Consider the following 25,625-nt stretch of genomic DNA (forward strand, 5'->3'; position numbering starts at 1 on the left):
GCTCTCAGTTCTATAAAACTCAAAATTCTTATTTAAAATGTACGCGATTTGTACGCGCTTCGGATAATATCCAACGATGGCTAACCGGTAGGCTGAGTCGAAAAGCCGTTAATATCCTGAAGATCAAAGATCCTGCTTTCGCTAGCTGTAATGACAGCTTTCCGGGAGGCTGACATTGTGTATTTGAGATGAGCATCAGGAACGAAAAGGCTCTGCAGCTATTTCTTTTGCGACTCAATAAATTGACTCCAGGAAAGAAAGCTTCTGGAGACTATGTTATCCCGAGGATCCGGATTTTCTTCCGGATCAGACCGATTCCGCACATATTGATAAAACAGGAAGCATGTTCCAAGGATGCCTGCGAAGAGAGAAGCAAGACAGAAATAACTAATAAAAGGATGTATTTCAAAAACCTCAGTTAAAGAGAGCCAATGAACAACGTCGGCACTAAGAAAATATAAAAGGATAAGGCTTATAAGGATGACGAAGCACATTAATCCGAAGAGGATAGCTGCTGCAATCATCCAAGGGTTAAAGACTATCATTCCGATCAATAAAAACGGAAGCGAGCATATGACGATAGAAATGCGCAGCGCCTCTAATAAAAAGCTTTTCAACTTTCCTAAAAAATTCTTCATATTGCCCCTATATGCATTGATTATATGTGCTGCCTCCTGAGTTTGAAAGATCTTTTTCGACGTTCTTCTGCGGTACCGTTAATCGTTTTTAACCACATAAATAGCCCTTAGAAAAGCAGTCCCGACAGTAAAGACGTCAGCTATGCAGAGTTAAATATTCAGCCTGTAAGAAACGAGTTCTCTGATCATATTCAGACAGAGGTCCGAGCTTCAACCTAGGTTTTTTACACGAAAAATACCATCTTCCGTATGCGTTAAAAATATGTAATATATGAAGTAGAGAATTCGATGCGGTCGACAACATGAGTAGTAGGAGGGAAAGTAAATGGCATATTCAGAATTTAAGTTTGATCCGAAGTTCCTTCAGGAACAGATTGACTCGGCAAAAGCAGCTCTGAAGGATCAGACGGGACGCGAGGACTTCGTAGCGCACGCTTGCGAAGTAATTAAGGATCGTTTACTCAAGAACAATGACGAATATCTTTCTTACGGTCCTTATTGGTGGGCACTAAAGAAAATATTGCTCGTAAACGGCCTTAAGGAACTCGGAAATACGATGGATGAACCTTTGTCTAAGGAGTACTGCGGCGAATCCGATGAAGCAACAATCACGGCGGCCGAATGCTTCAGAGAAGATTACTTCACAAATTTTTTTGAGGGGAACAATTTATTCGATCTTGATCCTGAAGCAGAATCGCAATATCTTCTAGCCGATCCGGACTGCCAGACGCTTAAATACCGCAGAAGATTCTCATCCCTGGGCCTCAGTAAGGAAGAAGAAAGGGAATGGGAGCAGATGGCCGCATTCTTTGGGTATGACTACATGAACTGATCGTCCTATCTTTTCAGGATAAGCCGTCTTCCCGGGCGGCTGATTGCTGTTTATGCTGAACGGAGAAATCACGGCATTTTCTCAGTTTGTCTATTGCGCTGGATGTTTAAATGCGTGAGTGTCGGATGCTTCCTGACGAGTGATAAAAAGCACCGGCGGTCAGTATCCATTTAACAGCGCACTGCGGATCAGTCAGAATTTGTAAGCTTTTCAATGTTCCCAAGAAAGGAATAACCTAGATACGATTTACGAGAGCCGTACTTCATAGGTTGTACAATTCCTTTTTTATTGAAAAAAATATCAATGTCTGATTGTCAAGACTTTTTACAATTCGGTTTGGATCCTCGTCTGCTCCAGGCGATCCAAGAAATGGGCTATGAGAAACCAACACCGATCCAATGCAAAGCAATCCCTTTGGTGCTTGAAGGTAAGGACATGCTTGCCGCGGCTCAGACGGGAACCGGTAAAACTGCCGGCTTCGGTCTTCCGGCACTTCAAAATATCCTGAAAGATGCAAATACCAGCATGTCGCCTGCGCGGCATCCTGTGCGCATTCTTGTCCTCTCGCCGACTCGAGAACTTGCAGACCAAACAGCAGAGGCGCTTTCCAACTTTGCCGCCAAGACTCCGCTGCGTGTCGGTGTCGTCTACGGCGGTGTCGATATCAAGCCGCAGATTGAACAGGTGCGAAAGGGCGTGGAAGTTTTAATCGCGACACCGGGACGCCTGCTTGATCACTTGGAACAGAAAAGTACCAACCTCAATCAGGTCAGTATTGTCGTGCTCGATGAGGCCGACAGAATGCTCGATATGGGATTTCTGCCGGATATCTCGCGCATCCTGAACAAATTGCCGAAAAAACGCCAAAATCTGCTGTTCTCGGCGACTTTCTCACTGGAAATTAAAAAATTAGCCGGGAACTTCCTTGTTGACCCAGTCCTGGTTACTGTTGCGCAGAGAAATACAACGGCTTCGACGATTACCCAGGAAGTCTATAAGGTTCAGGAAACTCAAAAACGCGACGCCTTGATCGATTTGCTCGAAAGCCGCGCACTTGACGCCAACGGAAATCCTCTGCAGACAATCGTTTTTGTCAATTCAAAACTGACGGCCAGACGCCTTTCTAAAAATCTTCAGGACTACGGGTTGAATGCCGACGCTATTCACGGAGATAAAACCCAGGACGAGCGCTTAAAGATCCTTGGCGACTTTAAGTCGGGCGCGCTTAATATTCTGGTTGCAACAGATGTTGCGGCACGAGGACTCGATATTGCAGAACTGCCGCTTGTGATCAATTTTGACGTGCCTTTTATTTCCGAGGATTATGTTCATCGAATCGGAAGAACAGGCCGGGCTGGACAAAAAGGTTTGGCGCAAATGCTCGTGACGCCGGCTGATTCACGCTCTTTCGAGGCAATTGAAAGAATGCTGAAGAAGAAATTCGATGTGAAGAGTCTGACGCCCGAAGCGCACAGAATCAAACGCAGAACCACCCGCAGCTATAGCTACGAGAAGCCGGAGGAACACTTGGATGCGTTCTTTACGCAGCCTTATGTTCCGTCAGATGCGAAAGAGAGTAAAGCCGCACAGGCGCCTCGTCTGCAGAGAAGCGAAAAGAACGGCCGGCCGCGCGCGGTCCTGCTCGGCGGCAGCGGCAGAAAATAAAGATCAGTATTTTTTACCGCTGAGATAACTGCGCCAGCGCTTCGTCGCTTCCGCATAAAACTCCGGTAGCGTGTCGAAATCAAAAGCCTCGAAGCCTAAATGCTTCCAGGCTTTTGCTGTTTCAGCTTCTAAATTTTCAGCGTCAACGGCTTTCGCGCCGTTCTGTTTTGAGAGCTTCTGCCCGTCCTCGTGTGTCACTAAGGGAATATGCATATACTCAGGGGTGCGTACTCCCAGCGCTCTCTGAAGAAGAATTTGACGCGGAGTGTTGTCCAGCAGGTCCTGCCCTCGAACAATATGGGTGACGCCCTGATACGCGTCATCAGTGACAACTGCAAGCTGATAGGCCCAAAGACCGTCCGCACGTTTGAGTACAATATCTCCGACCTCTCTTTCAACGTTCTGCATAAAAGTGCCGCAGAGCCTGTCCGTAAAGACAACAGGATGCGAACGAGTGAGAAAACGAAGCGCTCGCACCGGTTTCCCGTGCGTGCCGCCGCGGCATGTTCCGGGATAAACGCCTTTGGGAAGATTAAGCCTGAGATCCTGCTCTTCAATAGATTTGCGTGAGCATGCGCATCCGTATACAAGCCCTTTTTTCTGCAGCTCTGCCAGACGCTTCTCATAAGCGTCGTTTCTGTCGGATTGAAAAAGAATCGGTCCGTCACTGTGAACCTGAAGCTTTTCCATGAGCTCCAGCTGCTGCTGAGCGCAGTGCTCCGGCTCCCTGGCAGGATCGATGTCTTCAATACGAATCAGCCAGCGGCCGTAATGCGCTTTAGCGTCTAAGTAACTGGCAAGAAGACACGCCAAGCTTCCCGCATGAAGCGGGCCTGTGGGCGAGGGTGCAAAACGTCCGACGTAATCAGCCAAGAATGTCACCTATCTGTTGAATTTATAACATTCTAACGATCTTACTTCTTCTTAAAGAAAAATCCTCCGGAAGATTCCTCGTCTTCGTCGTCTGACTCCTTCTCTTCAGATTCGCCTTCTTCCTTCGGTTTAGAGGCGTTCTCAATAGAAGTCTGCGGATAACCGATAATGGAGGCGGCCGCTGCGGGAGAAATCGTCGGAGCGCCGATGGCTTTTGCCGATGCGTTCGGATCGGCCGGCGGAATTTTTGATGATGCGGCCGGGGCCTGAAGATTTGCAGGGACCGTCGAAGTGCTTCCGGAAACCTGAGCAGAGAATCCGACCGGCGTCGGAGTCGGTGAAACGGTCACGCCGTAAGACGGTCCCGGCATTACGATGCCGTTTGCGACGCAGGCGTCATTAATCGCATTGAGAAAAGCGGCTTCTAATCGATAAGGTTCCATCAGTTCAACCGGATCCACCCAAACCACTAGCTCCACATTAATGCCGAAGTTACCGAATCCGGTGATGCCGCATTCAACTTCGTGAAGTTCATCGGGCTTAATGCAGTAAGGGACACTGACCGCGGCTTTTTCAATAATCTCTTTGACTTTCCTGAAATCAATGTCGTAGGGTATGGAGAACGGGAAAATCTTGCGGACGCCGCGTCGGTCCATGGTGTAATTCGTGAACGATTTATTAATCAGAGAGGCATTCGGAATAATGATGTCCTCTCCGGTCGGCGTGACGATGCGCGTTGCGCGAATCGTAATCATGGTGACCCTGCCGACTTTGCCGTCCGGCGTGCCGATAATGTCGCCTAAACTGACTGCGCGCTCAGAGATAAGAATTAGACCCGCGACTGAGTTGTTCACAATCGTCTGCAGCCCGAAGCCGATACCAACAGAGAGGGCTGAAACTAAAATCGCTAAGTGCGTAATCGGCAGACCGATCATCGATAAACCGATCAGAATGCCGATACCGATGATGGACCAGTGAACGAAACGGGCCAGCATCGACAAAGATTCCGGACGGACGGAACCGTGACGATTGCCGATACGCTTAATACTGCTCTCGCTAATCTTGCCGAGCCAGTAGGCGACGAGAAAAACAAGCACAAATTCGAGAATGTCGAAAGTGCTGATCTCTGATCCGCCAATCGTAAATAGGGTCATCTCAAGCGGCTTGAGAATAGTTTCCGAGCCGGTGATTATTTTGTCCATGAGATCTGTCATTAGCGCCTCTTATCTTCGACTTTGTCAATATAGAGGCAAAAAAAGGCGCCATGCGGCGCCTACCCCTCAAATTAGGATGTTACGGATTGCCGTTCAGGCATCTTTCCAGGAAATCGGAAAGGTCCTGAACCTCTTCCAAACACATGTTGTGTTCAATGCCAGGATAGCCTTTAGACCAGAGATCCGTCGCGCCAAGTTTGCGAAGCTCGTTAATGGATATCTCGGTAAAGGACGGCGGAACAATATTGTCCTGCTTGCCGTAGCCGACAAAAATCGGAGAGAGAATGCCGTCGCCGACATGCTCCGCATCGTAGCGGCTCATCAGCGGAAGATAACAGCTGATGCCGATAATCCCGCCGATCGGACGCGTCATCTTCAGAGCGGAGAAAAGCGCCATGCATCCGCCCTGGGAAAAACCGCCTAAAAAGATTCTGGAGCGATCAATTCCTTTAGTCTCTTCCTGAGCAATCAGTCGCTCAATGATTTTCCAGGTCTCAAGCAGGCCGGCTTCATCTTCTTTGTCGATGTTGTCCAGGCTGAATAAATCAAACCATCCCTTCATCGGATAGCCGTTATTCATCGAAATGGGACGAACAGGAGCGCTCGGGAGAATAAAACGAGTCTGTTCCATCGGAGCGCCGCACGCGATCAGCTCCTCTCTGAAGTGCGCGAAGTCACTGCTGTCGGCGCCTAAGCCGTGAAGCATGATGAAAGCGGAGTCCGCTTTGCCTTCAGCCGGTTCAATGACTTGCTTTTCAATGATTTCAGGCAGTTCGGCTGATTTCGGTCTGAACACTTTGACGATCTCGGGACGTGTCTCTATCGAGGGGCCTCCGATAAGTTCAATGCAGTAGGGAATCGCGGCAAAAATTCCGTGAATCCCCTTGGACGGGAGCCCCTGCAGGGTTTCAGCGATCGCTTTAGGCTGACCGGGCAGGTTGAGGATCAGCGCGGCATGATCCTCGATCTCTCTCAAAACGCCGACCTGACGGGAAAGAATCGCGGTCGGAACAAAAGCGAGAGAAACAGCGCGCATCTGTTCTCCAAAACCCGGCATAACGCGTGTCGCAACGGCAAGCGTCGCTTCAGGCGTCACGTCTCTGCGGGAAGGACCGGTGCCTCCGGTGGTCAGAATTAAGTCGCATCCGTCTTCGTCACAGAGACGCTTAAGTGTCGCTTCGATCAGCGGCTGCTCATCAGGGATTAAAGCGCTGACAGTTTCATAGTCGGACAGCAGCGCCTGCTTCAGCCAGTCTTCCAGCGCCGGGATCCCTTTGTCTCGATAGGTTCCTTCGGAAGCTCGATCTGAAATAGAAACTAAGCCGATTTTTGTTTTGCGATTCTTACTCATCTTCTTCCTCTTCAGCCGCTTCAAGTGAGATCGGCGGCAGAACCAGCGCATAAATCAATTTGTACAGCGCCCTGGCACTCTTGGGCGGTTTGCTGCCCTGAGCTTCTTTTCTTGCGTTGCGGATCAGCTGGCGTACTTCCTGAACATCCGCTTCGGGAAACTGCTCGATAAATTTAGTCAGCGCATCGTCTTCGGCGATCAGCGCGTCACGAAGCCTTTCGCTCTTATGCAGCGCCGAGACCGCGGCTCGATCATTCCCGGTGGCGCGATCGATCGCGACACGGACCGCATCGGCGTCAAGCTGTCGCATAAGTTTTCCGATCAGCTGCAGCTGGCGTCGTTTCGCGCCGAAAGATCTCAGTCTGCGGAATTCTTCAATTTCTTTGACAATGTTATCCGGCAGATCAATCTTGGCAAGAGTTTCCGCGCCAAGTTCCGTCAGTTCTTTTCCGAGCGCCTGCAGATGCTCCGCTCTTCTTTTAAGCTCGCTTTTACTCGGGCCGTAGTCCTCTTCTTCTAAGTCGCTTGTTGTCATGACAATTCATTCTGTGTTGGTCAACTAGCGCTATCATAAACTCAGAAACTAATAATAGAGAGTACATAACGATGGGAACTCCCACAATAAGTAGCGCTGAAGAAATGAAGGCGCTTGTTTCTCACGCATTGGAGACGGCTCTGAAACTTGGCGCCTCTTCCGCGGCCGCCGAAGTCAGCGATGAAAAGGGCCGCTGCGTCACAGTGAGAAACTTTGATACGGAATCAATTGAGTACACAAGAGACCGAAGCTTTTCTATTTGCGTCTACATCGGCAAATCCAGAGCGTCAGCCTCCAGCGGAGATCTCTCGCCGAAATCAATCGAAAATACAATCCGAGCGGCGGTTGATATGGCTCGCTATACCGCGGAGGACAAAGACGCGGGACTGCCGCCTGCGGACCGTCTGTGTTTAAAGCCGAGAAATCTGAACCTTTGCCACCCTTGGGATATTTCGGTGGAAGAAATGACGGATATCGCCGTTAGGGCTGAGCGCGCAGGCCGTGATTACAGCCCGCAGATCGTGAATTCAGACGGCGCCGGGATCAACTCTTCAGTCGGCAGTTTTGTGTTCGGAAATACAGAAGGATTCCTTGCGGGTTATCCGTTCAGTAATCACTCAATAGACGTTTCACTGGTGGCGCGTGATAAAAACGGCATGCAGAACGGTTCGTGGTATTCCCTGGGTACGAGCCCGCATGATCTTTTATCACCGGAAGAAATGGGACAAATCGCGGCGCGCCGCGCGGTAAGCGCGCTTTCTCCGCGTTCTCTGAAGACTCAAAAATGTCCGGTTATCTTTGAGGCGCCTGCGGCTCGCTCTTTGTTCCGATGTTTTACTCGGGCTGTCTCCGGAGCAATGCTCTATAGGGATATGAGCTTTTTGAAAAATGCGCTCGACACGAAAGTGTTCTCTGACAAGCTGACGATTGTGGAAAATCCTTTTGTTCCCGGCGCGTACGGCTCGGCCCCGTTTGATGACGAGGGCGTGCTTCCTTCGGAAAGGCTTATTGTCGATCAGGGCATATTAAGAGGGCTGTTCCTTTCAACCTACACCGCGCGTAAGCTTGGTATGGAAACGACCGGCAACGCCGGCGGCCCATTTAATCTCTTCTTCCGAAACCGCGATGAAGCGAGTGAGCCGACACTTGTCTCTCTGCTTCATAGAATGGATCGGGGACTGCTCGTCACGGAAACAATGGGGCAGGGTATTAATTTAACGACGGGAGACTACTCTCAGGGCGCTTCGGGCTTCTGGGTGGAAAACGGAGAAATCTGCTACCCCGTCGAAAACATTACGGTCGCGGGAAACCTTCGGGATATGTTTCTCGGGTTTGACGCGATGGCTGAAGATTATGATCTTAACGGCGTGGTTCGGTGCGGTTCCACTCTTCTAGCGGAAATGACCGTAGCAGGCAGTTAAAAAAGTAATATAGAAGTTATTGATAGTGAGTTATCAAGGAGAAGTCACAACATGAAAAAAGATATCGATTGGAGCAAGCTTGGATTCGGATACACACCGACAGATTTTCGTTTCCAGGCTGAGTGGAAAGACGGCAAATGGTCCGAAGGCAAGCTGATTTCGGACCCGAATATTGAGCTTTCAGAAGCCGCCTGCGTTTTCCATTACGCTCAGTGCTGTTTCGAAGGTCTGAAGGCATATGAAACCGTTGACGGCCACATCGTTACATTCCGCCCCGATCAAAACGCAGAACGCATGCAGCATAGTGCAGCGCGCCTGGAAATGCCTGAATTCCCGAAAGAGCTGTTTGTAAAGGCGGTTGAAGAAGTGGTTCGTGTTAACGCCGATTGGGTTCCTCCGTACGGTACCGGAGCTACGCTTTATATTCGCCCCGTCATGATCGGCTCCGGCCCTCAGATTGGCGTTGCTCCGGCCAACGAATTTATTTTCAGAATTTTTGTCATGCCGGTTGGCGCGTACTTCAAAGGCGCGATTAAGCCTCTGAAGCTCACTATTCCTGAATTTGACCGCGCGGCGCCGCGCGGAACGGGGGACATTAAGGCAGGCCTCAACTATGCGATGAGTTTGCACCCGACCATGGAGGCCCATCGCATGGGCTATGCGGAAAACATTTACCTTGACCCGGCCACTCGTACTTACATTGAAGAAACAGGCGGCGCGAACCTGCTGTTTGTGGATAAAGAAGGAACGATTGTTGTTCCTAAGTCTGACTCTATTCTTCCTTCGATTACACGCCGCTCACTCGTTGAGGTCGCCCGCGATATTCTCGGTATGAAGGTAGAAGAAAGAAAAGTTCGTCTTGACGAGCTGAAAGACATGCAGGAAGGCGCGCTCTGCGGCACAGCTGCGGTACTCGCTCCGATCGGCATGATCAATACGCCTGACGGCGATATTTATCTTCCTTCCGGTATGGAAAAAATGGGACCGGTCTGCACAAAACTGAGAGAAACTCTGACCGGCATCCAGATGGGTACGGTCAAAGGTCCTGAAGGCTGGATCTATAAGATCAAATAAGTCATAAGGCAAAAAAAATCCCGGGAAAAAACTCTCGGGATTTTTTTGCGCTAAACATTATTCAGCTTTTTTGTAGGCTTCTACACCGTCCATAATCACTTTGCAGGCTTCTTCAGGACCTGTCCATCCGGAAACCTTGGCCCACTTGCCTTTTTCCAGATCTTTGTAGTGTTCAAAGAAGTGACGGATCTGAGCCAGAAGATCTTCAGGTACATCTTCAATGGTGTTGACCTTGTTGTATCTCGGAGTCAGCTTCTGAACCGGAACAGCCAGCATCTTCATGTCACCGCCGCTTTCGTCTTCCATCAGCAGCATGCCGAGCGGACGGCAGCGAATGACGGAACCGGCAAGAAGAGGGAACGGAGTGATAACGCAGACGTCAACCGGGTCTCCGTCATCGCCGAGTGTCTGAGGAATGAAACCGTAGTTGGCGGGATAACGCATGGAGGTACCGATAAAACGGTCAACCAGAAGCGCGCCGCTTTCTTTGTCTACTTCATATTTGACAGGATCGCTCTGCGCGGGGATTTCAATGACGCAGTTGAAGTCATGCGGAAGATCGCGCCCCGCACTAATTTTTGACATATCCATATTTAACTCTCGACTCGATGGAAAATAAAAGTTTAATTTTAGTATTACTCAGAGCTCCGTGCCAAACGACAGAGTTCATGGATTAAGTTCGGATCGTGTGAATCAATCAGTGAGACGCGCGGGAAACCGAGTTCATGCAGCCGTTCTGCAATACGCGGATGAATCGTCAGAACAGCGGCGTCTTTGATAGATTCACGCATGGATTCGCATACGTTTTCTAAAAGAATATCTGCGGAGTCCGAACTTGTTAAATACACCGCGGCAGGAGGAGTCTGCTCAAGCTGTGCTTTTTCTTCCTCAGACGCCTTGAAAGGGATGCGCCGGTAGATGACTTCTTTGCGGACATCCACGCCGGCTTTTTGAAGCTCTTCAAAGAGGAACTCTCGGCCCGTCTGTCCTCGCAGAATGATCGCTTTCTTGGGAAGACCGAGCGCCTTCAGTTCGTCAAAAAGCAGCTCTGATCCGCTCTGCAGTGATGTTCCCTTCGGGAAAATCGCGCGCTTGGTGTTCGGCCAATACTTTTGAATGAGCTCGGCACTCGGGGCGCCGACCGCGGCAAAATGCGTGCTGTCCGGAAAATCAGGAACGATCTCAGAAAGGCAGCGAACCGCGGCGGGACTGACAACAATCAGAAGCGCTCCGTCTCGAGCTTCCTGCACAAGCTTCTCAATATCCGCCTGACTGCGCTTTGCACTGCGAAAGGAGAAGGCGGGCCAAAAAAAGACAGGCATGCCGCCTTTGGCAGCCGCTTCCGCTGCCGCCTTTCCCTCACGCCCGGGCTTCATGACCAGAATGGATTTCATGCCGGATTCAGCACTTCGCGAAGCAGACGTTCAGCGCCTTTTTCCTTCAGATCGCGAACGATGACTTCGGCGTTGTTCTCCGGCGTGTCGGCCGCAGCCGTGAGCTCGGAATAAACAAACTCACCGGTCATGTGGTTGCCCACGAGTGCGCGAAGAAACATCTGACCGTCCTCAATGGTGGCGTAAGCTGCAAGGGGAACCTGACAGGAACCGCCGAATGCGAAGGAAACCGCGCGTTCAGCTCTCGTGCATAAACGTGTTTCTTCGTCGTTCAGAGTGCTCAGATACTGCAGCGTGACTTCGTCTCCTTCCACCGCTTCAATGCCGATCGCGCCTTGTCCGGGCGCCGGAAGAGAAACTTCAGGCGGAATAAGAGAGCGGATTCTTTCGCTGAGTCCAAGACGCTTGAGGCCGGCGCTTGCCATAACGAGCCCGTCGTATAAGCCGGCGTCCAGCTTGGAAAGACGTGTGCCGACATTGCCTCTGATCATTTCGACCTTGAGGTGCGGGAATCGAGCTTTCAGCATCAGTTCGCGTCTGAGACTCGCGGTTCCGACAACGGAACCCGCCGGCATGTCTTCCAGACGCTCATATTTCTGTGAGACGAAGCAGTCGCGTGGGTCTTCTCGCTTCATGACAGCGGCAAGCACAAAAGGTTTGAACAGCGTCATCGGAACGTCTTTCAGACTGTGAACCGCAAACTGGGCTTTGCCCTCGAGCATCGCGGCTTCCAGTTCTTTAACAAAAAGTCCTTTGCCGCCGACTTTGGACAAAGTGACGCCTAGAATTTTGTCGCCTTTGGTTGTGATACCGAGAATTTCTACGTCAAGTTCCGGGAATTTTTCTTTCAGGACGGACTGAACGTGTTTTGTCTGCCAAAGCGCAAGAGGACTCTCACGGCTGGCAATGATTAATTTGTTTTCCTGTGTCATTGTGACTGCATCAGAAGTTGAATAAATAACTTCGTTAGTGTAGCAACGGAATGTTACGCGCAGATTAGAAAAAACGTCGCCAAATTCTAGTCTTGGTTAAGATGCTCAGTCGGCGGATTCTATATAATATCTTCTTTTTTTAAATAGTTATTGTTGCTATGGCCCAAATTAATCACAACTCAGTACACGCCGATCCGCTTGCTTCTAAAAAGGAGGCTTGGAGCGGACGCTTTTCTGAGCCTATGGCCGAATTTGTGTTGCGTTACACGGCGAGTGTGAATTTTGACAAACGCATGGCCGAAGCAGATATTGCCGGTTCTGTCGCGCACGCTAAGATGCTCGCAAAGTGCGGGATCATCAGCCAATCCGACCTTAAAGATATTGAGCGCGGCATGCGCCAGATTCTTCAGGAAATCAAAACCGGACGCTTTGATTGGAAGCTTGAACTGGAAGATGTTCACCTGAATATCGAGGCAAGACTCACTGAATTAGTCGGGGACGCGGGCAAGCGTCTTCATACCGGCCGCAGCCGAAACGACCAGGTTGCGGTGGATATTCGTTTATACCTGAGAAATGAAATTGATCAGATCGTGAAGCTGCTGACCCATCTTCAGGAGTCTCTGCTGCACGTGGCTGAAAAAAATGTCGACACGATCATGCCGGGCTACACGCATATGCAGGTTGCTCAGCCGATTACGCTCGGTCACCACTTCCTTGCCTATGCGGAAATGTTTGAGAGAGATCGCGAACGTCTGCTCGACTGCCGCAAGCGCGTCAATCGTTCACCCCTGGGCGCAGCCGCGCTCGCGGGCACCACTTATCCGATCGACCGTGAATACACAGCGGAGCTCCTCGGTTTTGAAGGTGTAACGCAGAATTCTCTGGATTCTGTCAGCGACCGTGATTTTGCAGTTGAGTTCTGCTCCTGCGCCTCTCTGATCATGGTGCACATTTCCCGTCTTTCTGAAGAGCTAATCTATTGGATGAATACCAATTTCGGCTACATCATGCTGCCGGACCGTTTTACAACCGGTTCATCCATCATGCCTCAGAAGAAGAACCCGGATGTTCCCGAGGCAGCTCGAGGCAAGTCCGGACGAGTTGTGGGACACCTGATGGGTCTGCTCATGCTGATGAAAGGTCAGCCGCTTGCCTATAACAAGGACAATCAGGAAGATAAAGAACCTCTCTTTGACACGATCGACACAGTCAAAGATACACTGAGAGCGTTCATCGAGATGATCCCCGGAATTGAAGTTCGTAAGGACCGCCTGAGAGAAGCGGTGATGCTCGGATTCCCGACAGCGACTGATTTTGCCGATTATCTTGTGCGCAAGGGACTGCCGTTCCGGGACGCGCATGAAGCAGTGGGCTGCGCAGTTCGCCTCGCCTCGGAAAAGGGCTGCGCGCTTCATGATCTTTCCTTGGAAGAACTGCGCGAGTTCTCGGACAAGGTCGGACCCGACGTGTATGAAAGTCTTACCCTTGAAGGCTCCGTCGCGGCGAGAAATCATACCGGAGGCACCGCTCCGATTCAGGTAATGCGTCAGGTACAGATTTGGAAAGACCGTCTGAAAAACCGCAGCTAAATTAAAAGTCAGCTGAACAAAGAGAGTCGGAATTAAAACGCCGGCTCTTTTTTTATGACGAGCTGAGCGTCTGAATCCGTTATCTGCGCACGCAATCTCTTATTATTAAAACGATACGTTTTGAGAAAGTTTATGTCTGAAAGAATCATTATCACACTGGCTCAGCTGAATCAGACAGCGGGCGATCTTCAGGGCAATACCGCACGAATTCTTGAGGCTGCCGGCAAAGCCGCTCAGAACTCGGATATTCTTCTGACGCCGGAATTGTCTGTCTGCGGATACCCGCCGGAAGATCTTCTGCTTATGGACAGCTTCATCCGCGACTGCGGTCTGAAACTTGAAGAAATCCGCACTGCTTCAGAAGCTTGGCCGAATCTGGCGATTCTTGTCGGCCATCCGAGCCGACGCGAAGGAAAACTCTACAACTGCGTCTCGGTCGTAAAAGGCGGAAAGATTCTTCTTTGTTACGAAAAAAAGGAACTTCCGAACTACGGTGTGTTTGATGAAGCTCGCTATTTCTTTCCCGGCGGTGAGCAAAAACAAGTCTTTCAGATAAAAGATACAGTGTTTGGCATTGCCGTCTGTGAGGATGTTTGGTTTGAAAACGCCTCCAAGGCCGCAAAAGCCCAAGGTGCGCAGATTCTTCTGATTCCAAACGCTTCACCTTATGAAGAAGGCAAACTGAATCAGCGGCTTGAGAAAATCAAAAACAATGTCACTGCGCTCGGGATGGATGCGGTATATGTCAATATGGCGGGCGCGCAGGATGAGATTGTCTTTGACGGAGCCTCATTTGCTTGTTCGCAGGAGGGCGTTCTCGCAAGACTTGCCTATTTTGACGCAGCCCTCGGACAAGTTGCCGTAGAGAACGGCCGCGTAGTTAAAGGCGCTGTAGAGCCGCAACCTGAAGCAGTGGAACTGCTTTATCGTGCTTTGGTGACGGGCTTCCGTGATTACGTGCAGAAAAATAAATTCAAAGGGATCGTCCTTGGACTTTCCGGCGGCGTGGATTCGGCGCTTGTTCTTAAGATCGCCGTTGATGCCGTGGGCGCGGACAATACGCTTGCCGTGATGATGCCGTCCGTCTACACCTCGAGTCTTAGCCGAAGAGACGCTCTGGCGCTGGCAGATCGCCTCGGCGTACGCTTTGAGACGATCTCGATTCAGGACGGCTACTCCGCTTTTGAATTTATGCTTGCGCGGCAGTTTCAGGGAAAACCGAAGGATGTGACGGAAGAAAATCTTCAGGCCAGAATCCGCGGCGTGATTCTGATGGCAATCTCCAATAAATTCAGCTCAATGGTGGCCACAACCGGAAACAAGAGTGAAATGGCGGTCGGCTACTCAACGCTGTACGGAGATTTAGCAGGCGGCTACGCTGTGCTCAAGGATGTTTATAAAACTCAGGTTTATGAAATATGCCGCTGGCTCAACCGCGCCCAAAACGTATTTCCGGAAACTATTCTGACGCGTCCTCCGACAGCCGAACTGCGGGAAAATCAGAAAGACCAGGACTCGCTTCCCGACTATGGTGTGCTCGACGGCATCCTCAAGCGTTTTATTGAAGAGCGTGAAGACACACATCAGATAGTTAAAGCGGGCTATAAGCATGAAGACGTTCAGCGCGTTCTGACCATGCTTCAGAGAGCAGAGTACAAGCGCCGGCAGTCACCGATCGGACCGAAAGTGACAAAGGTAGCTTTCGGCAGGGATTGGCGGTTCCCGGTGACTGATAAATATAAGCTGTGAGAGTGTTAAACTCTCAAAAAAACGAAGGAGAGACCGTGAAACAGATCGTCGCAATTATTAAACCGTTCAAGCTTGATGAGGTGCGCGAAGCACTTGCTGAAATTGGTGTGCAGGGAATGACCGTAACCGAGGTAAAAGGTTTCGGCAGACAGAAAGGACACACGGAACTGTACCGTGGCGCTGAATATGTGGTGGATTTTCTGCCGAAGATGAAGATTGAGTGTGTTGTAGACGATTCTCTGGTCGATATGGCAGTGGAGGCGATTATGAAAGCCGCCAGAACCAACAAGATCGGAGACGGAAAGATCTTCGTGATGCCGGTTGAAGAAGTGATACGCATCCGTACGGGTGAAACCGGAAACTCAGCGGTTTAAAAAAGTCCTCCGAAATTCGGAGGATTCTCTTTTAGAGAGGAGCGAGCAGAACGTACAGCGCTCCGGCTCCGCCGTCAAAGCTTGGCGCTTCGACAAAAGCGAGAACCTCTTTTTTCTGAATCAGCCATCCCGGGACTCTTTCCTTCAGCACGGGCTTCTTTTGAAAGGATCCAAAACCCTGTCCGTGGATAATACGGACAGCGCGATGACCTGCTTTCATTTGTTCCGTGATGAAAACAGAGAGAAGCGCCCGCGCTTCATCGGACGTATATCCGTGAAGATCGAGCGATCCCTTGATTGACCAGGTGCCGGCTCTGAGTTTTTTAGGAATATCGGGCGCCATGTTTTTGGCTCGGTATGAAAGCCTTTCGTCCGAATCCAAATATAGATCGGCATTGATATGGTCCGAAAGCGAATCCGTCAGAACAGCTTCGTTGTCAAGCTTAGTCTGTCGGGGATAAGGATCCGGCTTCGCTTTTTCATGATGGACAACATCATTGTGAAGCTTAACGGGCTTAACGCCGAGCTTCTTCATGGCATTTCCAAACTCGTGAGCTTTGGCTTGGCGCTCTTTTTTCCTTTTCTCTTCTTCCGCTGCGGCCTTAGCGCGCTCTTCGGACTGAATTCGAAGCGTCTCCTTCAGTCCGAGCAGGGAAGCGAATGACTCTTTAGAACCGGCCATTTTCTCAGCTTCTTATGCGAGGTTATTGAGCTCGAGATATTCCTGGGCGTCCAGAGCGGCCATACAGCCTGTGGCGGCACTGGTGATCGCCTGACGATAAACCTGATCCTGAACGTCGCCGGCTGCGAAAACGCCGGGGATGTTTGTCGCCTGAGCGCTGCCGGAGGCAATGCCTTTGGTCACAATATAGCCGTTGTTCAGCTCGAGCTGACCTTCGAAGAGGTCGGTGTTGGGCTTATGGCCGATAGCGATAAAGACGCCCATGACAGGAATAGTTTCCTGTTCTCCGCTCTTGAGGTTGTTGATGCGGACAGCGTTGACACCGTTGTTGTCGCCGAGGATTTCATCAAGCGTGCAGTGCTCGTGCAGAACGATCTTGCCTTCAGCCGCGACAGCCTTAAGTTTGTCGACCATGATCGGTTCGGCTCTGTAGGTATCACGACGATGGATCATGTGAACCTTGCTGGCGATGCCGGAGAGATAAATCGCTTCCTTAATCGCAGAGTCTCCGCCGCCGACGATGGCAACTTCCTGGTTGCGGTAGAAGAAGCCGTCGCAGGTTGCGCAGGCGGAAACGCCTTTGCCCTTGAAGGTTTCTTCGCTCGGAATACCGAGATATTTAGCGCTGGCGCCGGTAGCGATAATCAGAGTATCGCAGGTGTAGGTACCGTTGTTGCCGACTAAACGAAGCGGCTTTTCCTGAAGATGCGCTTCAACGATTTCATCGAAAACAATCTTTGTCTCGAAACGTTCAGCGTGCTCAAGCATGCGGTTCATCAGTTCGGGACCCATAACACCTTTCGGGTCTCCGGGCCAGTTGTCTACTTCAGTAGTGGTTGTGAGCTGACCGCCTTGTTCCATTCCGGTAATGAGCGTCGGTTTGAGATTGGCGCGTGCTGCGTAAACAGCTGCAGTGTATCCGGCAGGACCGGAACCGAGGACCAAAACTTTAGAATGTTCAGTAATATTAGACATAAAATACCGTCCGAATAAATTAAAAAATGCTCGACGATTATAGTAGAGCGAGGTTATGTTTCTATAAATCAGATACCTTCAGCACACAATGAGTAACACAATCGAGACTATGTTTTTGGCAAGAAGATCGCCCGCGACAGCTTCTTCCGGTCCGGAATTCAACGGCATCAGCAAGCTTTGGGGCTTTATTCTTTGCGTGTGTATGACGGCCGGATTTATCGCGCTGTCTTTAATCCTGTGGACGCATAACAGCAGCGATCCCGGTTTTTCGCGCTTTACATCCGAGCAGGAAGTTTCCAATATTTTCGGTACGGCGGGCGCCTGGATTTCTGATCTGATTTATCTGCTGTTTGGCTGGGGTGTATGGATTTTTGCGGCCGGAGCGCTCTTTTTTCTGATTCGCGGAATAAAGCGTATCAGAGGGCGCTCTGTGACGACGACAATCTATCCGATGGGTTTTCGGATTTTCGCTTTCGTGCTGCTGCTTCTGTCGGCCTGCGCGCTCTTTTTCCTGCGGTTTCATTCTTACTCAGGAGAACTTCCGGGGACGACCGGCGGCGTACTTGGCAGCGCGATCGGATCCGAGATGCTTTACTGGATGAACCACACGGTGGCGACAGTACTTCTTTTGATTATTGCGCTCTACAGCGCATCGGTTTTCCTCGGTTTTTCCTGGATCGGTCTGTGTGAAGGTATCGGCCGTGTACTGGAAAATATTGGCAGCCGCATTATGGCGATCCGCCAGACTAAAGAGGATATTGCTGCGGGCAAAGCCTCTATTGAAGAAAGAGAGAAGATGCTTCAGGACAATCATGCTCCGCATGAGCAGCATGTCGAGCCTGCGATCAAGGAGCAGGAGGTTGTCACCGAAAGCGAAATCTTCGGTCCGAAGCCTGAGGATAAGGTTGTCGGCATTCATGAATTCGAGCCGATTGATTTTAAGCCCGATCCGACATTTGTAGCCCGCAGAGAGCCTCAGGCAGCTCCGGAGGCCCCGCAGCCCCCGCAGGCTCCCCAGGCGAGTCCGACCGCTGAAGAAACGGATGATATTCCGGTTGAACAGAGCGAAACAGTCGGATTAAGCGGCGAAATGCCTGAGGAAGCACCATTCGTCGAAACCGTTCATGAATATGAACTTCCGAGTGCGAATCTACTGACCGAGCCGCCGTTTGAGAAAACGACGGTCAGTCAGGATGAGCTGCGGCTTACCTCTCAGCGAATTGAACATATTCTTCAGAACTATAAGATCACCGCTAAAGTGCTTTCAGCGCTTCCCGGACCGATCATTACACGATTTAAAGTACAGCCGGGGGTGGGCGTTAAATCCAAGAAATTTGTTGAGGTCGCAAAGGATTTGGCTCGCGGTTTAGGACAGCCGAATGTGCGAGTGGTTGAGAATTTAAGAGAGATTGACTGCATCGGGCTGGAAGTCCCAAATTCAGGCCAGTCTGTTCAAACGATTTATCTTAAAGAAATCATTAACAGTCTGGTTTTTAAACAGAGCACTTCTCCTCTGACGCTTGCGTTAGGCAAGAATGTTGCAGGAGAGCCGGTTGTCATTGATTTAGCCAAAGCGCCCCACCTTTTAGTGGCCGGTACAACGGGTTCCGGTAAATCCGTCGGCGTGAACGCGATGATTTTGTCCATGCTGTATAAAAACAACCCGGACGATCTGAAACTTATCCTGATTGACCCGAAAGAGGTCGAATTCGGAATGTATGAGGATATTCCTCACCTGCTGACTCCGGTGATTACCGATATGTCTGAAGCGGCTCATGCGCTTAACTGGTGTGTTCGCGAAATGGACCGCCGCTATAAGATGCTGCGCATGGCAGGTGTACGCAACTTTGACGCGTACAACGAGAAGATTGCAGAAAGTGCCGCGCAGGGCATCACTCTGATGAACAAGATGGTTGAACCTCCTGTTCCGTTGGAAAAGATGCCTTATATCATCATTATCGTTGACGAGTATTCGGATCTCTTAATGATGTACGGCAAGGAGGTTGAAAACAAGATTACTCGTCTTACTCAGAAGGCGAGAGCCGCGGGCATGCATGTCATTCTGGCCACTCAGAGGCCGAGTACTGACGTTGTGACTGCCGTGATTAAGGCGAACTGCCCGTCGCGTATTAGTTTCCAGGTTTCGAACCGCTATGACTCGATGACGATCCTCAACACTCCGGGTGCGGAAGAGCTGCTGGGAAGAGGCGACATGTTCTACATGCGGCCGAGCAAACCGCTTCAGCGCATTCACGGCGCGTATGTGACGGATGAGGAAATTAACAACGTGACGAACTATCTTCGTTCTCAAGGTACGCCTTGCTATGTTGAAGGCGTGACGAACGCTGCGGAAGAGGAAGCGGTTGAAGAAGCAGAAAGCGTAAGCACGGGCGGAGCTGCCAGAGGTGAGGATAACGCTTTGTATGATCGGGCCGTAGATTTGGTGATTTCAGAGAATCGGCCTTCGATTTCGTATATTCAGCGTCGCCTCAGCATTGGTTATAACCGTGCGGCCAATCTCATCGAGCAGATGGAGAAGGAGGGCATCGTTTCAGCGCCGACTCAAAACGGCAAGCGGCAAGTGCTTGCGCAGAAAACTCCGTCGTTTGAAGACTAAAGAAAGGCCGCCCTCGGGCGGCCTTTGAACTGCAGGGGAAAAGCAATTAGTTTTCAGTTGACTGTGCGAGCAGTCCGCGCTGCGAAGCCCAGCTCCAAGGCGTATCCAGCCAGCTTTCGATATCTTCCTTTTCTTTCTCTGTGATTAACTCCATACTGACAGCTTTCTCGACGATCGCTGCAAAAGGAAGGAGTTGGAAAGCCTGAATACCGTTCTTGTCGAAGAGTTTGGCGGTTTCAGGCATATCAAAGTTTGTGATCGCAAAACAGTGCGTTACGATCGCGCCCTGCTCACGAAGTGCTTTGGCGGCGTCAAGCAGAGACAAGCCTGTAGAAAGATGGTCTTCGATGATCAGCACGCGTTTTCCTTTTACGTTTTCGCCATCGATACGCGTTTTATCGCCGTAGCTTTTAGCAACCTTTCTGACAGTGATAAACGGAACAGAAAGACGGTATGCGAGCGCGCCTCCATGTGCGGTTCCCGCATCTTCAACGCCGGCGATCATATCAAACGGAATCTTTAATTCGACGATGCGGGAGGCCATGGTTTCGATGATATCCCGCCAGGCTTCCGGATAGGAAGGAAGTGTGCGGTTATCGACGTAAATCGGCGTTACAAGGCCTGAGCGAAGGCGCATCGGCTTATCTTTAAGAAAGACAATTGCATTATGGGACAGCAGATGTTCAGCCATAATGTCTTGAGCAAGAAACGAAGTAGGCATAGGAGTGATTAAATCTGGATAGTGAAATCGGTATTGGGAAGGTCCGGAAGTCCGAGGACTTTTCTGCCGTTGACTGAGCCGATTCGCGCAAGGCGCTCCATCTCATCATAGCGGCAGCCGGTTGCCAGGGTTGTGAGTTCGTGCCACATATCTCCGTTGTTCCAGGGAACCATCGCATCGCAGACATTATCAGTGCCGAGCGCGACAGTAATTCCGGCCGGATCAAGTTCGTCTACAGGCGTCATGGAGTTATGCGCCGGTCCGATCAGCTCCGAGCGAGGCGTATCAATCCAAGCGGTCGGGCAGGCGATCATCATCACGTTGGCTTTTTTCATCAGATCATAGAGACGCTGACGGTATTGTCTGGAGTGAGCAGCGATTGAGATACCGTGGATCGCGACAACTCGGCCTTCCATTCCGTGCTCAATTGTCTTGCGGCAAAGTTCTTCTGTCTCGTATTCCAGAGATTGGTTGAACTGGTCGACGTGGGCGTGGACCATTTTGCCAAGCGCTTTAGCGGTACCGAGAATGATGTCAAAAGCTTCGGATCCTTTTCCGTAATCATTTTCGTCACGTTTGGGAAGAGCTCCGATGATATCGACCATCTGAGAGCCGATATCAAACCATTCACGGGCGACCGGATCGATAACACCTTTGAGCGTCTGGTTTGCGAATTTAACAATCAGCTGATCCGCATAATGTTCTCTGGCGCGGATGCCTGCCTTAATCGCACGGTCTTTGCTTTGCGGATCGATATCCACAAAAGTTCCGACCGCTGTGACGCCCTGAGAGATCATTAACTCGAAGAATTGGCAAAAGCGTCTGTAGAAATCTTCCTCTGTTGATTCGGATTTAAGTCTGTCAAGAGCGTCCCATTTCTGCTGCAGAGTACAGGTTTTTCTCATCTGCAGTACGTCCGGACTTAATGTAAATGACCGATCTGCGTGCGCGTGGGTGTTGACCCATCCGCCGTTTCTTTTAATCACAGGCTCAATCATTGAGCGGATTGTGAGAGGAGCTTCTAAATTCATTATTTTGTCCTATAAAAAAACGGCACTTCTAAAAGAAATGCCGTCTGGGAATTCCGCATATTAAAAGAAAAAGAGATGCCGGGCACACGAAGAGCCCTCAAACAATTGAAGGTTTTACCTTCACGCAGTTTGAATGTTGAAATTTGCATGTTGCGAAGGATAGCAAAAATCTTTGTGGTTTCGTGTGCTCTGAAGCAGAACTCGAAACAAAAAAATACTTTTTATCTCAAGATGAAGTTTTTTTCTGCTGACGCGATTTATAGCATTGCTAGAATCATTCGGAAGCATCTTGTTCCCCGATGAATTTAATTTCGGCTGAGGCTTTTTAGAAGCGAAGTCAGTGCCTGTTTTTTACTTAGGAACCTTAAACGACGGATAACCGCATAAGGTTAGACGGAAAGATATGAAGAAACTACTTGTGTTTTTATACTGCTGCGGTGCAATGAATTCTATTGCCTGCGCAGCCGATGCGTCCGTATTAAAAAATTTTCTCGCATCGCAGTCTGTGTCAGGAGTTTTTTCTCAACAGACGGTTGACAAACAGGGTAAAGCGACGGAAGAGCCGTCGCAGGGCGACTTTAAATTTCAGAAGCCCGGTAAGTTTAATTGGGTTTACCAGACCCCGTACGAGCAGGTCATGGTATGTGACGGCAAAGAGCTCTTTGTTTGGGATAAAGATTTGAACCAAGTTACCGTTCGTAATGCTAAGGGAGCCATACCTCAGAGCCCTGCGTCGATTCTCTTCGGTCAGGATTCATTAGACAGGGACTGGGACATCACTCAGCTGCCCGATAAAGACGGACTGACGTTATTTAAGTTGGTGCCGAAGAAAAAAGATGCCAGTGTGAAGGAAGTGATATTCGGATTTAAGGGTGAAAATCCTGAGCTTTTGCAGGTTAACGGGTTGATGGGAGAAAAAACGACGCTTCAATTTAAGGACGTAAAAACAAATGAGCGTATTGCGCCCTCTGTTTTCTCTTTTGTTCCGCCTAAAGGTGCTGACGTTCTCAAGGTCAAATAGGTCTTCTGTTAATGAAGAGACTATAGATATTAGCTAAATAGTGTTATTCTCTTGGGTACATAGATATACGGGCAGCACTATTGAGAATCAATAAGTAAAACAGCGGTGCTGATTGAAATGACGAAGAGAATAAGTTTTATTCATTCGGTGAGAAACCGGATGAACTCTGTTCCTCGCGAATTATTCGAGAGGAGCATGAATGAGTAAGATATTTTTGTGCGGGGACCCTCACGGCGAGTTTTCGCACATATTGAGCGCGATCGATCAATGGCATCCGGATGCGGTGCTGATCCTCGGCGATCTCACGCCGCCTCAGTCGCTGGATGTGATTTTCAAATCTGTCCGTGATACCAAGACAAAGATTTACTGGATTCCGGGCAATCACGATACGGATACCGATCTTATTTACGATCGGCTTTGGCGTTCGTCTTTTGCCAGAAACAATCTCCACGGCCGTGTACAGGATATTTGCGGCGTAAAGGTTGCGGGTCTGGGCGGTGTTTTCCGCGGTCAAATTTGGATGCCTCCGAATCTTCCTTTGTTCTCTTCGCCGAGTCTGTTTATCCGCAAGATAGGAAAAAGCGGCATGTGGCGCGGCGGACTGCCTCGCAGACACCGCTCTACAATTTTTTATTCCGTTTATGAAAAGCTGAGAGAGTGTAAGGCGGATATTCTTATTACGCACGAAGCTCCTTCTATGCATGCCAAGGGCTTTGAAGCGATTGATGATTTAGCAATCAGTCTCGGCGCAAAAATGATTATTCACGCGCATCAGCATGAAAGTCGATGCTATCTTCCCCAGAAGGGGCTAAAGTGCCGTGGTATTGGGCTTAGAGGGATTATTGATCTTGAGGGAAATATTATTGTTCCCGCACAAGTTGATCCCAGGGAGCTTCAGGAAAAAATTCAGAAGCAGGTGAAATTACCGTTCCCCGGTGTTCGTCGAACACCAGCTTCGAAGTTCCGTCGGCTCACCAAGAATCGTTTCGGACGACTGCAGAGACGCGAGTGGTCTCCGGTATCTAAGAATAAAGGCCGTAAAAGCTGACAACCCTCAGTAGGTCTCCTTCATGAACCGCTCCCTGCTGTTCCGGAAGGAAGATGAAGCAATTAGCGTCTACCATTGAGCGCATGGCGCCGGTTTTTTGAGAACCTGCGGGTATTACGCAGATACGGCCGTTTCTTACTTCTAAGACGCCTCGTTGGAATTCTGTGTATCCCGGTTTTTTCTTAAGATTGTCTGCCCCAGCGTAGGCGAGACTCATTTTAAGTGTTGGATTAATTTCTCCGGAGAGTCTGCGAAGCGCTAAAGAGACAATGGCGTGGAATGTCACTTGAGCGGCGGTTGGGTTCCCCGGCAGACCGAAGAAGTATGCATTTCTGACTTTGCCGATAGCCAGAGGTTTACCGGGTTTAATTAAGCATTTCCAGTCTACTAATTCTCCGTTTGACAGGACTGCATCACGAGTGAAATCTGCCTCACCGACGGAGACACCGCCGGACGTAATGATAGCGTCGCAGAGAACTGCTGCCTGAAGTACTCCGTCTTTAATTTTTTGTTCATTGTCCGGGAAGCGGCCGAGATCGACGGGTTCAAATCCGGCTTCCTCGATCATTGCCTTAATGCAGTAGCGATTGGAATCGTAAATTTTTCCTTCGCTCATTGTTTCTTCTACACCGATCAATTCATCACCGGTGGAGAAGAAACCAACTTTGAGTTTGCGATAAACGACGACCTCTTTCACGCCGACTGCGGCAAGAAAGTTCATATGTGCAGAGCGAAGCTTAATGCCGGCTTTAAGACAGACAGAGCCTTGCTGAACTTCTTCGCCGCAGAAGCGTACGTTTTCATTTTTGCGCACGCCCGCGGGGAAAGTAACTAATGAACCCTCCGAGGTTACGATTTCCTGTTTGACGACAGTATCAGCCCCTTCGGGAACCTCAGCACCTGTCATAATACGAATGCATTCTCCCGGGCGAAGCTTTCCTTCATAAGGATGGCCTGCGAAGGCGCTGCCGACGCACGTCAACGTGAAGCTTTCGGGCTGAATATTCTCGGAACCAAAGGCCCAACCGTCCATTGCTGAATTATTAAAGCGAGGCAGATCCAGATTTGAGATCAGGTTTTCGGCGAGAACAAAGCCAAGCGCATCGGAAAGTTTGCGAATTTCTGTCTCCGCAGCCGGTCTTACATAACTGCTCAGAAAAGCAAGGGTGTCTTCATAAGATTTCACGTTCATATCAATTCTCAATACTGTCTTTAGATGTCTGTTTCATTTCTGCCTGACGGAGTTCTTCTATTGTATTCAGATTAATAAATGAATCGTCTTCGGTTTCAATTGGGACTTCGACGGCATCGACAGAGTTCAGAAACCGAAAAACACTGCGCTTATCAGCGTCAAGATACGCAGTGAGTTCAGGCAGTACCGACGAGTGAAGCAGGCAGTGAAGCGGTTCAGCTTTCCCATTGTGGCAAGGGTAGGCTGCTGTTCTTCCGAGCGTTATCGCGTTGTTCAGCAAAGAAGGAACAAGATTATCCGGGATGTAAGGTGTATCAACAGGACAGCAAAAAAGCCATTCAATATTCGGCGCGCGGGTCAGAACGGTTTCAATGCCGGCAAGAGGGCCGAGGAAGTCATATCGAATGTCAGGAAAAACAGGAAAAGGAAAGCGCAGAGCATACTCATCCGCGTACGAGTTGGCGCTGATGTATATATCTGAAGTTTGATGCTTCAAGGAGCTCAGTACGTGCTCGGCAAGGACGGCGCCGTTAAGGGGCTGGAAGCCTTTATTAATTCGTCCCATTCTCTTAGCTTCACCGCCGGCAAGCAGAACAGCAGAAACTTTGCATTGAGGCACTGATCGCTCCTAAACACTGAATTACATTTGCTGATAATACAACGCCTGAGTGAGCGGAAATATGGCGCGAGGTTCGAG

The 25,625-nt window shown here is 49.9% G+C and carries 23 protein-coding genes; 10 read left to right on the plus strand and 13 right to left on the minus strand.

Annotation, left to right across the window (positions count from 1 at the left end):
- The first annotated feature begins 963 nt into the window (after nt 1-963).
- Together AC6I1F_RS03325 and AC6I1F_RS03330 are read left to right on the plus strand one after the other, a co-directional pair.
- Nucleotides 964-1,470, plus strand: coding sequence for a hypothetical protein (locus AC6I1F_RS03325; RefSeq protein WP_290432885.1), 507 nt, complete (start codon nt 964-966; stop codon nt 1,468-1,470).
- Nucleotides 1,471-1,773: 303 nt separating this feature from the next.
- Nucleotides 1,774-3,135 (plus strand): DEAD/DEAH box helicase, encoded by a 1,362-nt coding sequence (locus tag AC6I1F_RS03330; protein WP_160336051.1) that lies wholly within the window; start codon nt 1,774-1,776, stop codon nt 3,133-3,135.
- Between the two features lie 3 nt (nt 3,136-3,138).
- On the opposite strand, the gene gluQRS is transcribed toward AC6I1F_RS03330, so the two are convergent.
- The 4 genes from gluQRS to yjgA form a co-directional block, all read right to left on the minus strand.
- Nucleotides 3,139-4,008, minus strand: coding sequence for a tRNA glutamyl-Q(34) synthetase GluQRS (gene gluQRS, locus AC6I1F_RS03335; protein ID WP_160336050.1), 870 nt, complete (start codon nt 4,006-4,008; stop codon nt 3,139-3,141).
- A gap of 41 nt (nt 4,009-4,049) precedes the next feature.
- Nucleotides 4,050-5,222, minus strand: a complete 1,173-nt coding sequence (locus AC6I1F_RS03340) for a mechanosensitive ion channel domain-containing protein (RefSeq protein WP_290432886.1) — start codon at nt 5,220-5,222, stop codon at nt 4,050-4,052.
- A gap of 79 nt (nt 5,223-5,301) precedes the next feature.
- Nucleotides 5,302-6,573, minus strand: a complete 1,272-nt coding sequence (gene mog, locus AC6I1F_RS03345; RefSeq protein WP_290432887.1) for a molybdopterin adenylyltransferase — start codon at nt 6,571-6,573, stop codon at nt 5,302-5,304.
- Nucleotides 6,566-7,108: a ribosome biogenesis factor YjgA gene (gene yjgA / locus AC6I1F_RS03350; protein ID WP_251452625.1), complete on the minus strand. Its 543-nt coding sequence runs from the start codon at nt 7,106-7,108 to the stop codon at nt 6,566-6,568. Before yjgA ends, mog begins: the two co-directional genes overlap by 8 nt.
- A gap of 104 nt (nt 7,109-7,212) precedes the next feature.
- Between yjgA and AC6I1F_RS03355 the strand changes: the two genes are divergently transcribed.
- Entirely contained in the window at nt 7,213-8,529 is a 1,317-nt protein-coding gene (locus AC6I1F_RS03355; protein WP_497801606.1) for a metallopeptidase TldD-related protein, read from the plus strand.
- 18 nt (nt 8,530-8,547) lie between these two features.
- Nucleotides 8,548-9,603, plus strand: coding sequence for a branched-chain amino acid aminotransferase (locus AC6I1F_RS03360; protein WP_289184308.1), 1,056 nt, complete (start codon nt 8,548-8,550; stop codon nt 9,601-9,603).
- Nucleotides 9,604-9,660: 57 nt separating this feature from the next.
- Here AC6I1F_RS03360 and ppa read toward each other — a convergent pair whose 3' ends face one another.
- The 3 genes from ppa to hemC are packed head-to-tail and all read right to left on the minus strand — an operon-like array spanning nt 9,661 to nt 11,929.
- Nucleotides 9,661-10,194 (minus strand): inorganic diphosphatase, encoded by a 534-nt coding sequence (ppa, locus tag AC6I1F_RS03365; protein WP_160336044.1) that lies wholly within the window; start codon nt 10,192-10,194, stop codon nt 9,661-9,663.
- Between the two features lie 44 nt (nt 10,195-10,238).
- Entirely contained in the window at nt 10,239-10,997 is a 759-nt protein-coding gene (locus AC6I1F_RS03370) for a uroporphyrinogen-III synthase (RefSeq protein ID WP_160336043.1), read from the minus strand.
- On the minus strand, nt 10,994-11,929 hold the full coding sequence (hemC, locus tag AC6I1F_RS03375; protein ID WP_289163555.1) for a hydroxymethylbilane synthase: 936 nt from the start codon (nt 11,927-11,929) through the stop codon (nt 10,994-10,996). The genes AC6I1F_RS03370 and hemC overlap by 4 nt, the downstream gene beginning before the upstream one ends.
- 158 nt (nt 11,930-12,087) lie before the next feature.
- On the opposite strand from hemC, the gene argH reads away from it, so the two are divergent.
- The 3 genes from argH to AC6I1F_RS03390 all read left to right on the plus strand — a co-directional run bounded on the left by argH (nt 12,088) and on the right by AC6I1F_RS03390 (nt 15,641).
- Nucleotides 12,088-13,518 carry an argininosuccinate lyase gene (argH, locus tag AC6I1F_RS03380; protein ID WP_290432889.1) on the plus strand — a complete coding sequence of 477 codons (1,431 nt, stop codon included), beginning with the start codon at nt 12,088-12,090 and terminating at the stop codon, nt 13,516-13,518.
- Between the two features lie 132 nt (nt 13,519-13,650).
- Complete coding sequence (locus AC6I1F_RS03385; RefSeq protein ID WP_290432890.1) at nt 13,651-15,267, plus strand: NAD+ synthase; 1,617 nt, start codon at nt 13,651-13,653, stop codon at nt 15,265-15,267.
- 35 nt (nt 15,268-15,302) lie between these two features.
- On the plus strand, nt 15,303-15,641 hold the full coding sequence (locus AC6I1F_RS03390; RefSeq protein ID WP_289172233.1) for a P-II family nitrogen regulator: 339 nt from the start codon (nt 15,303-15,305) through the stop codon (nt 15,639-15,641).
- Nucleotides 15,642-15,672: 31 nt separating this feature from the next.
- On the opposite strand, the gene AC6I1F_RS03395 is transcribed toward AC6I1F_RS03390, so the two are convergent.
- Nucleotides 15,673-16,323, minus strand: coding sequence for a Smr/MutS family protein (locus AC6I1F_RS03395; protein ID WP_289172234.1), 651 nt, complete (start codon nt 16,321-16,323; stop codon nt 15,673-15,675).
- A 12-nt stretch (nt 16,324-16,335) separates the two neighbouring features.
- The gene (gene trxB / locus AC6I1F_RS03400; protein WP_160336037.1) at nt 16,336-17,298 is read right to left on the minus strand and encodes a thioredoxin-disulfide reductase; all 963 of its coding nucleotides are present in this window, start codon (nt 17,296-17,298) and stop codon (nt 16,336-16,338) included.
- An 88-nt stretch (nt 17,299-17,386) separates the two neighbouring features.
- On the opposite strand from trxB, the gene AC6I1F_RS03405 reads away from it, so the two are divergent.
- The gene (locus tag AC6I1F_RS03405) at nt 17,387-19,915 is read left to right on the plus strand and encodes a DNA translocase FtsK (protein ID WP_290432891.1); all 2,529 of its coding nucleotides are present in this window, start codon (nt 17,387-17,389) and stop codon (nt 19,913-19,915) included.
- A gap of 46 nt (nt 19,916-19,961) precedes the next feature.
- On the opposite strand, the gene AC6I1F_RS03410 is transcribed toward AC6I1F_RS03405, so the two are convergent.
- Together AC6I1F_RS03410 and AC6I1F_RS03415 are read right to left on the minus strand one after the other, a co-directional pair.
- Nucleotides 19,962-20,636 carry an orotate phosphoribosyltransferase gene (locus AC6I1F_RS03410; RefSeq protein WP_289077481.1) on the minus strand — a complete coding sequence of 225 codons (675 nt, stop codon included), beginning with the start codon at nt 20,634-20,636 and terminating at the stop codon, nt 19,962-19,964.
- A gap of 8 nt (nt 20,637-20,644) precedes the next feature.
- On the minus strand, nt 20,645-21,667 hold the full coding sequence (locus tag AC6I1F_RS03415) for an amidohydrolase family protein (protein WP_160336034.1): 1,023 nt from the start codon (nt 21,665-21,667) through the stop codon (nt 20,645-20,647).
- A gap of 403 nt (nt 21,668-22,070) precedes the next feature.
- Between AC6I1F_RS03415 and lolA the strand changes: the two genes are divergently transcribed.
- Entirely contained in the window at nt 22,071-22,688 is a 618-nt protein-coding gene (gene lolA / locus AC6I1F_RS03420) for an outer membrane lipoprotein periplasmic chaperone LolA (protein ID WP_160336033.1), read from the plus strand.
- Between the two features lie 199 nt (nt 22,689-22,887).
- Nucleotides 22,888-23,736, plus strand: coding sequence for a metallophosphoesterase family protein (locus tag AC6I1F_RS03425; RefSeq protein WP_160336032.1), 849 nt, complete (start codon nt 22,888-22,890; stop codon nt 23,734-23,736).
- Here AC6I1F_RS03425 and moeA read toward each other — a convergent pair.
- Entirely contained in the window at nt 23,711-24,928 is a 1,218-nt protein-coding gene (gene moeA / locus AC6I1F_RS03430) for a molybdopterin molybdotransferase MoeA (RefSeq protein ID WP_251452616.1), read from the minus strand. The two genes, AC6I1F_RS03425 and moeA, sit on opposite strands and share 26 nt — an antisense overlap.
- Nucleotide 24,929: 1 nt before the next feature.
- Nucleotides 24,930-25,547 (minus strand): molybdenum cofactor guanylyltransferase MobA, encoded by a 618-nt coding sequence (mobA, locus tag AC6I1F_RS03435; protein WP_289171534.1) that lies wholly within the window; start codon nt 25,545-25,547, stop codon nt 24,930-24,932.
- Between the last annotated feature and the right edge of the window lie 78 nt (nt 25,548-25,625).

This window comes from Parasutterella sp. St.1A3 (genome assembly GCF_059728705.1).

Coding starts and splice junctions, on each gene's coding strand:
- moeA (WP_251452616.1), bottom strand. CDS start 24,928: ATGAACGTGAAATCTTATGAAGACACCCTTGCTTTTCTGAGCAGTTAT.
- AC6I1F_RS03355 (WP_497801606.1), top strand. CDS start 7,213: ATGAAGGCGCTTGTTTCTCACGCATTGGAGACGGCTCTGAAACTTGGC.
- AC6I1F_RS03425 (WP_160336032.1), top strand. CDS start 22,888: ATGAGTAAGATATTTTTGTGCGGGGACCCTCACGGCGAGTTTTCGCAC.
- AC6I1F_RS03410 (WP_289077481.1), bottom strand. CDS start 20,636: ATGCCTACTTCGTTTCTTGCTCAAGACATTATGGCTGAACATCTGCTG.
- mog (WP_290432887.1), bottom strand. CDS start 6,573: ATGAGTAAGAATCGCAAAACAAAAATCGGCTTAGTTTCTATTTCAGAT.
- hemC (WP_289163555.1), bottom strand. CDS start 11,929: ATGACACAGGAAAACAAATTAATCATTGCCAGCCGTGAGAGTCCTCTT.
- lolA (WP_160336033.1), top strand. CDS start 22,071: ATGAAGAAACTACTTGTGTTTTTATACTGCTGCGGTGCAATGAATTCT.
- AC6I1F_RS03415 (WP_160336034.1), bottom strand. CDS start 21,667: ATGAATTTAGAAGCTCCTCTCACAATCCGCTCAATGATTGAGCCTGTG.
- AC6I1F_RS03405 (WP_290432891.1), top strand. CDS start 17,387: ATGAGTAACACAATCGAGACTATGTTTTTGGCAAGAAGATCGCCCGCG.
- AC6I1F_RS03385 (WP_290432890.1), top strand. CDS start 13,651: ATGTCTGAAAGAATCATTATCACACTGGCTCAGCTGAATCAGACAGCG.
- AC6I1F_RS03340 (WP_290432886.1), bottom strand. CDS start 5,222: ATGACAGATCTCATGGACAAAATAATCACCGGCTCGGAAACTATTCTC.
- AC6I1F_RS03395 (WP_289172234.1), bottom strand. CDS start 16,323: ATGGCCGGTTCTAAAGAGTCATTCGCTTCCCTGCTCGGACTGAAGGAG.
- argH (WP_290432889.1), top strand. CDS start 12,088: ATGGCCCAAATTAATCACAACTCAGTACACGCCGATCCGCTTGCTTCT.
- AC6I1F_RS03330 (WP_160336051.1), top strand. CDS start 1,774: ATGTCTGATTGTCAAGACTTTTTACAATTCGGTTTGGATCCTCGTCTG.
- trxB (WP_160336037.1), bottom strand. CDS start 17,298: ATGTCTAATATTACTGAACATTCTAAAGTTTTGGTCCTCGGTTCCGGT.
- AC6I1F_RS03370 (WP_160336043.1), bottom strand. CDS start 10,997: ATGAAATCCATTCTGGTCATGAAGCCCGGGCGTGAGGGAAAGGCGGCA.
- yjgA (WP_251452625.1), bottom strand. CDS start 7,108: ATGACAACAAGCGACTTAGAAGAAGAGGACTACGGCCCGAGTAAAAGC.
- ppa (WP_160336044.1), bottom strand. CDS start 10,194: ATGGATATGTCAAAAATTAGTGCGGGGCGCGATCTTCCGCATGACTTC.
- AC6I1F_RS03325 (WP_290432885.1), top strand. CDS start 964: ATGGCATATTCAGAATTTAAGTTTGATCCGAAGTTCCTTCAGGAACAG.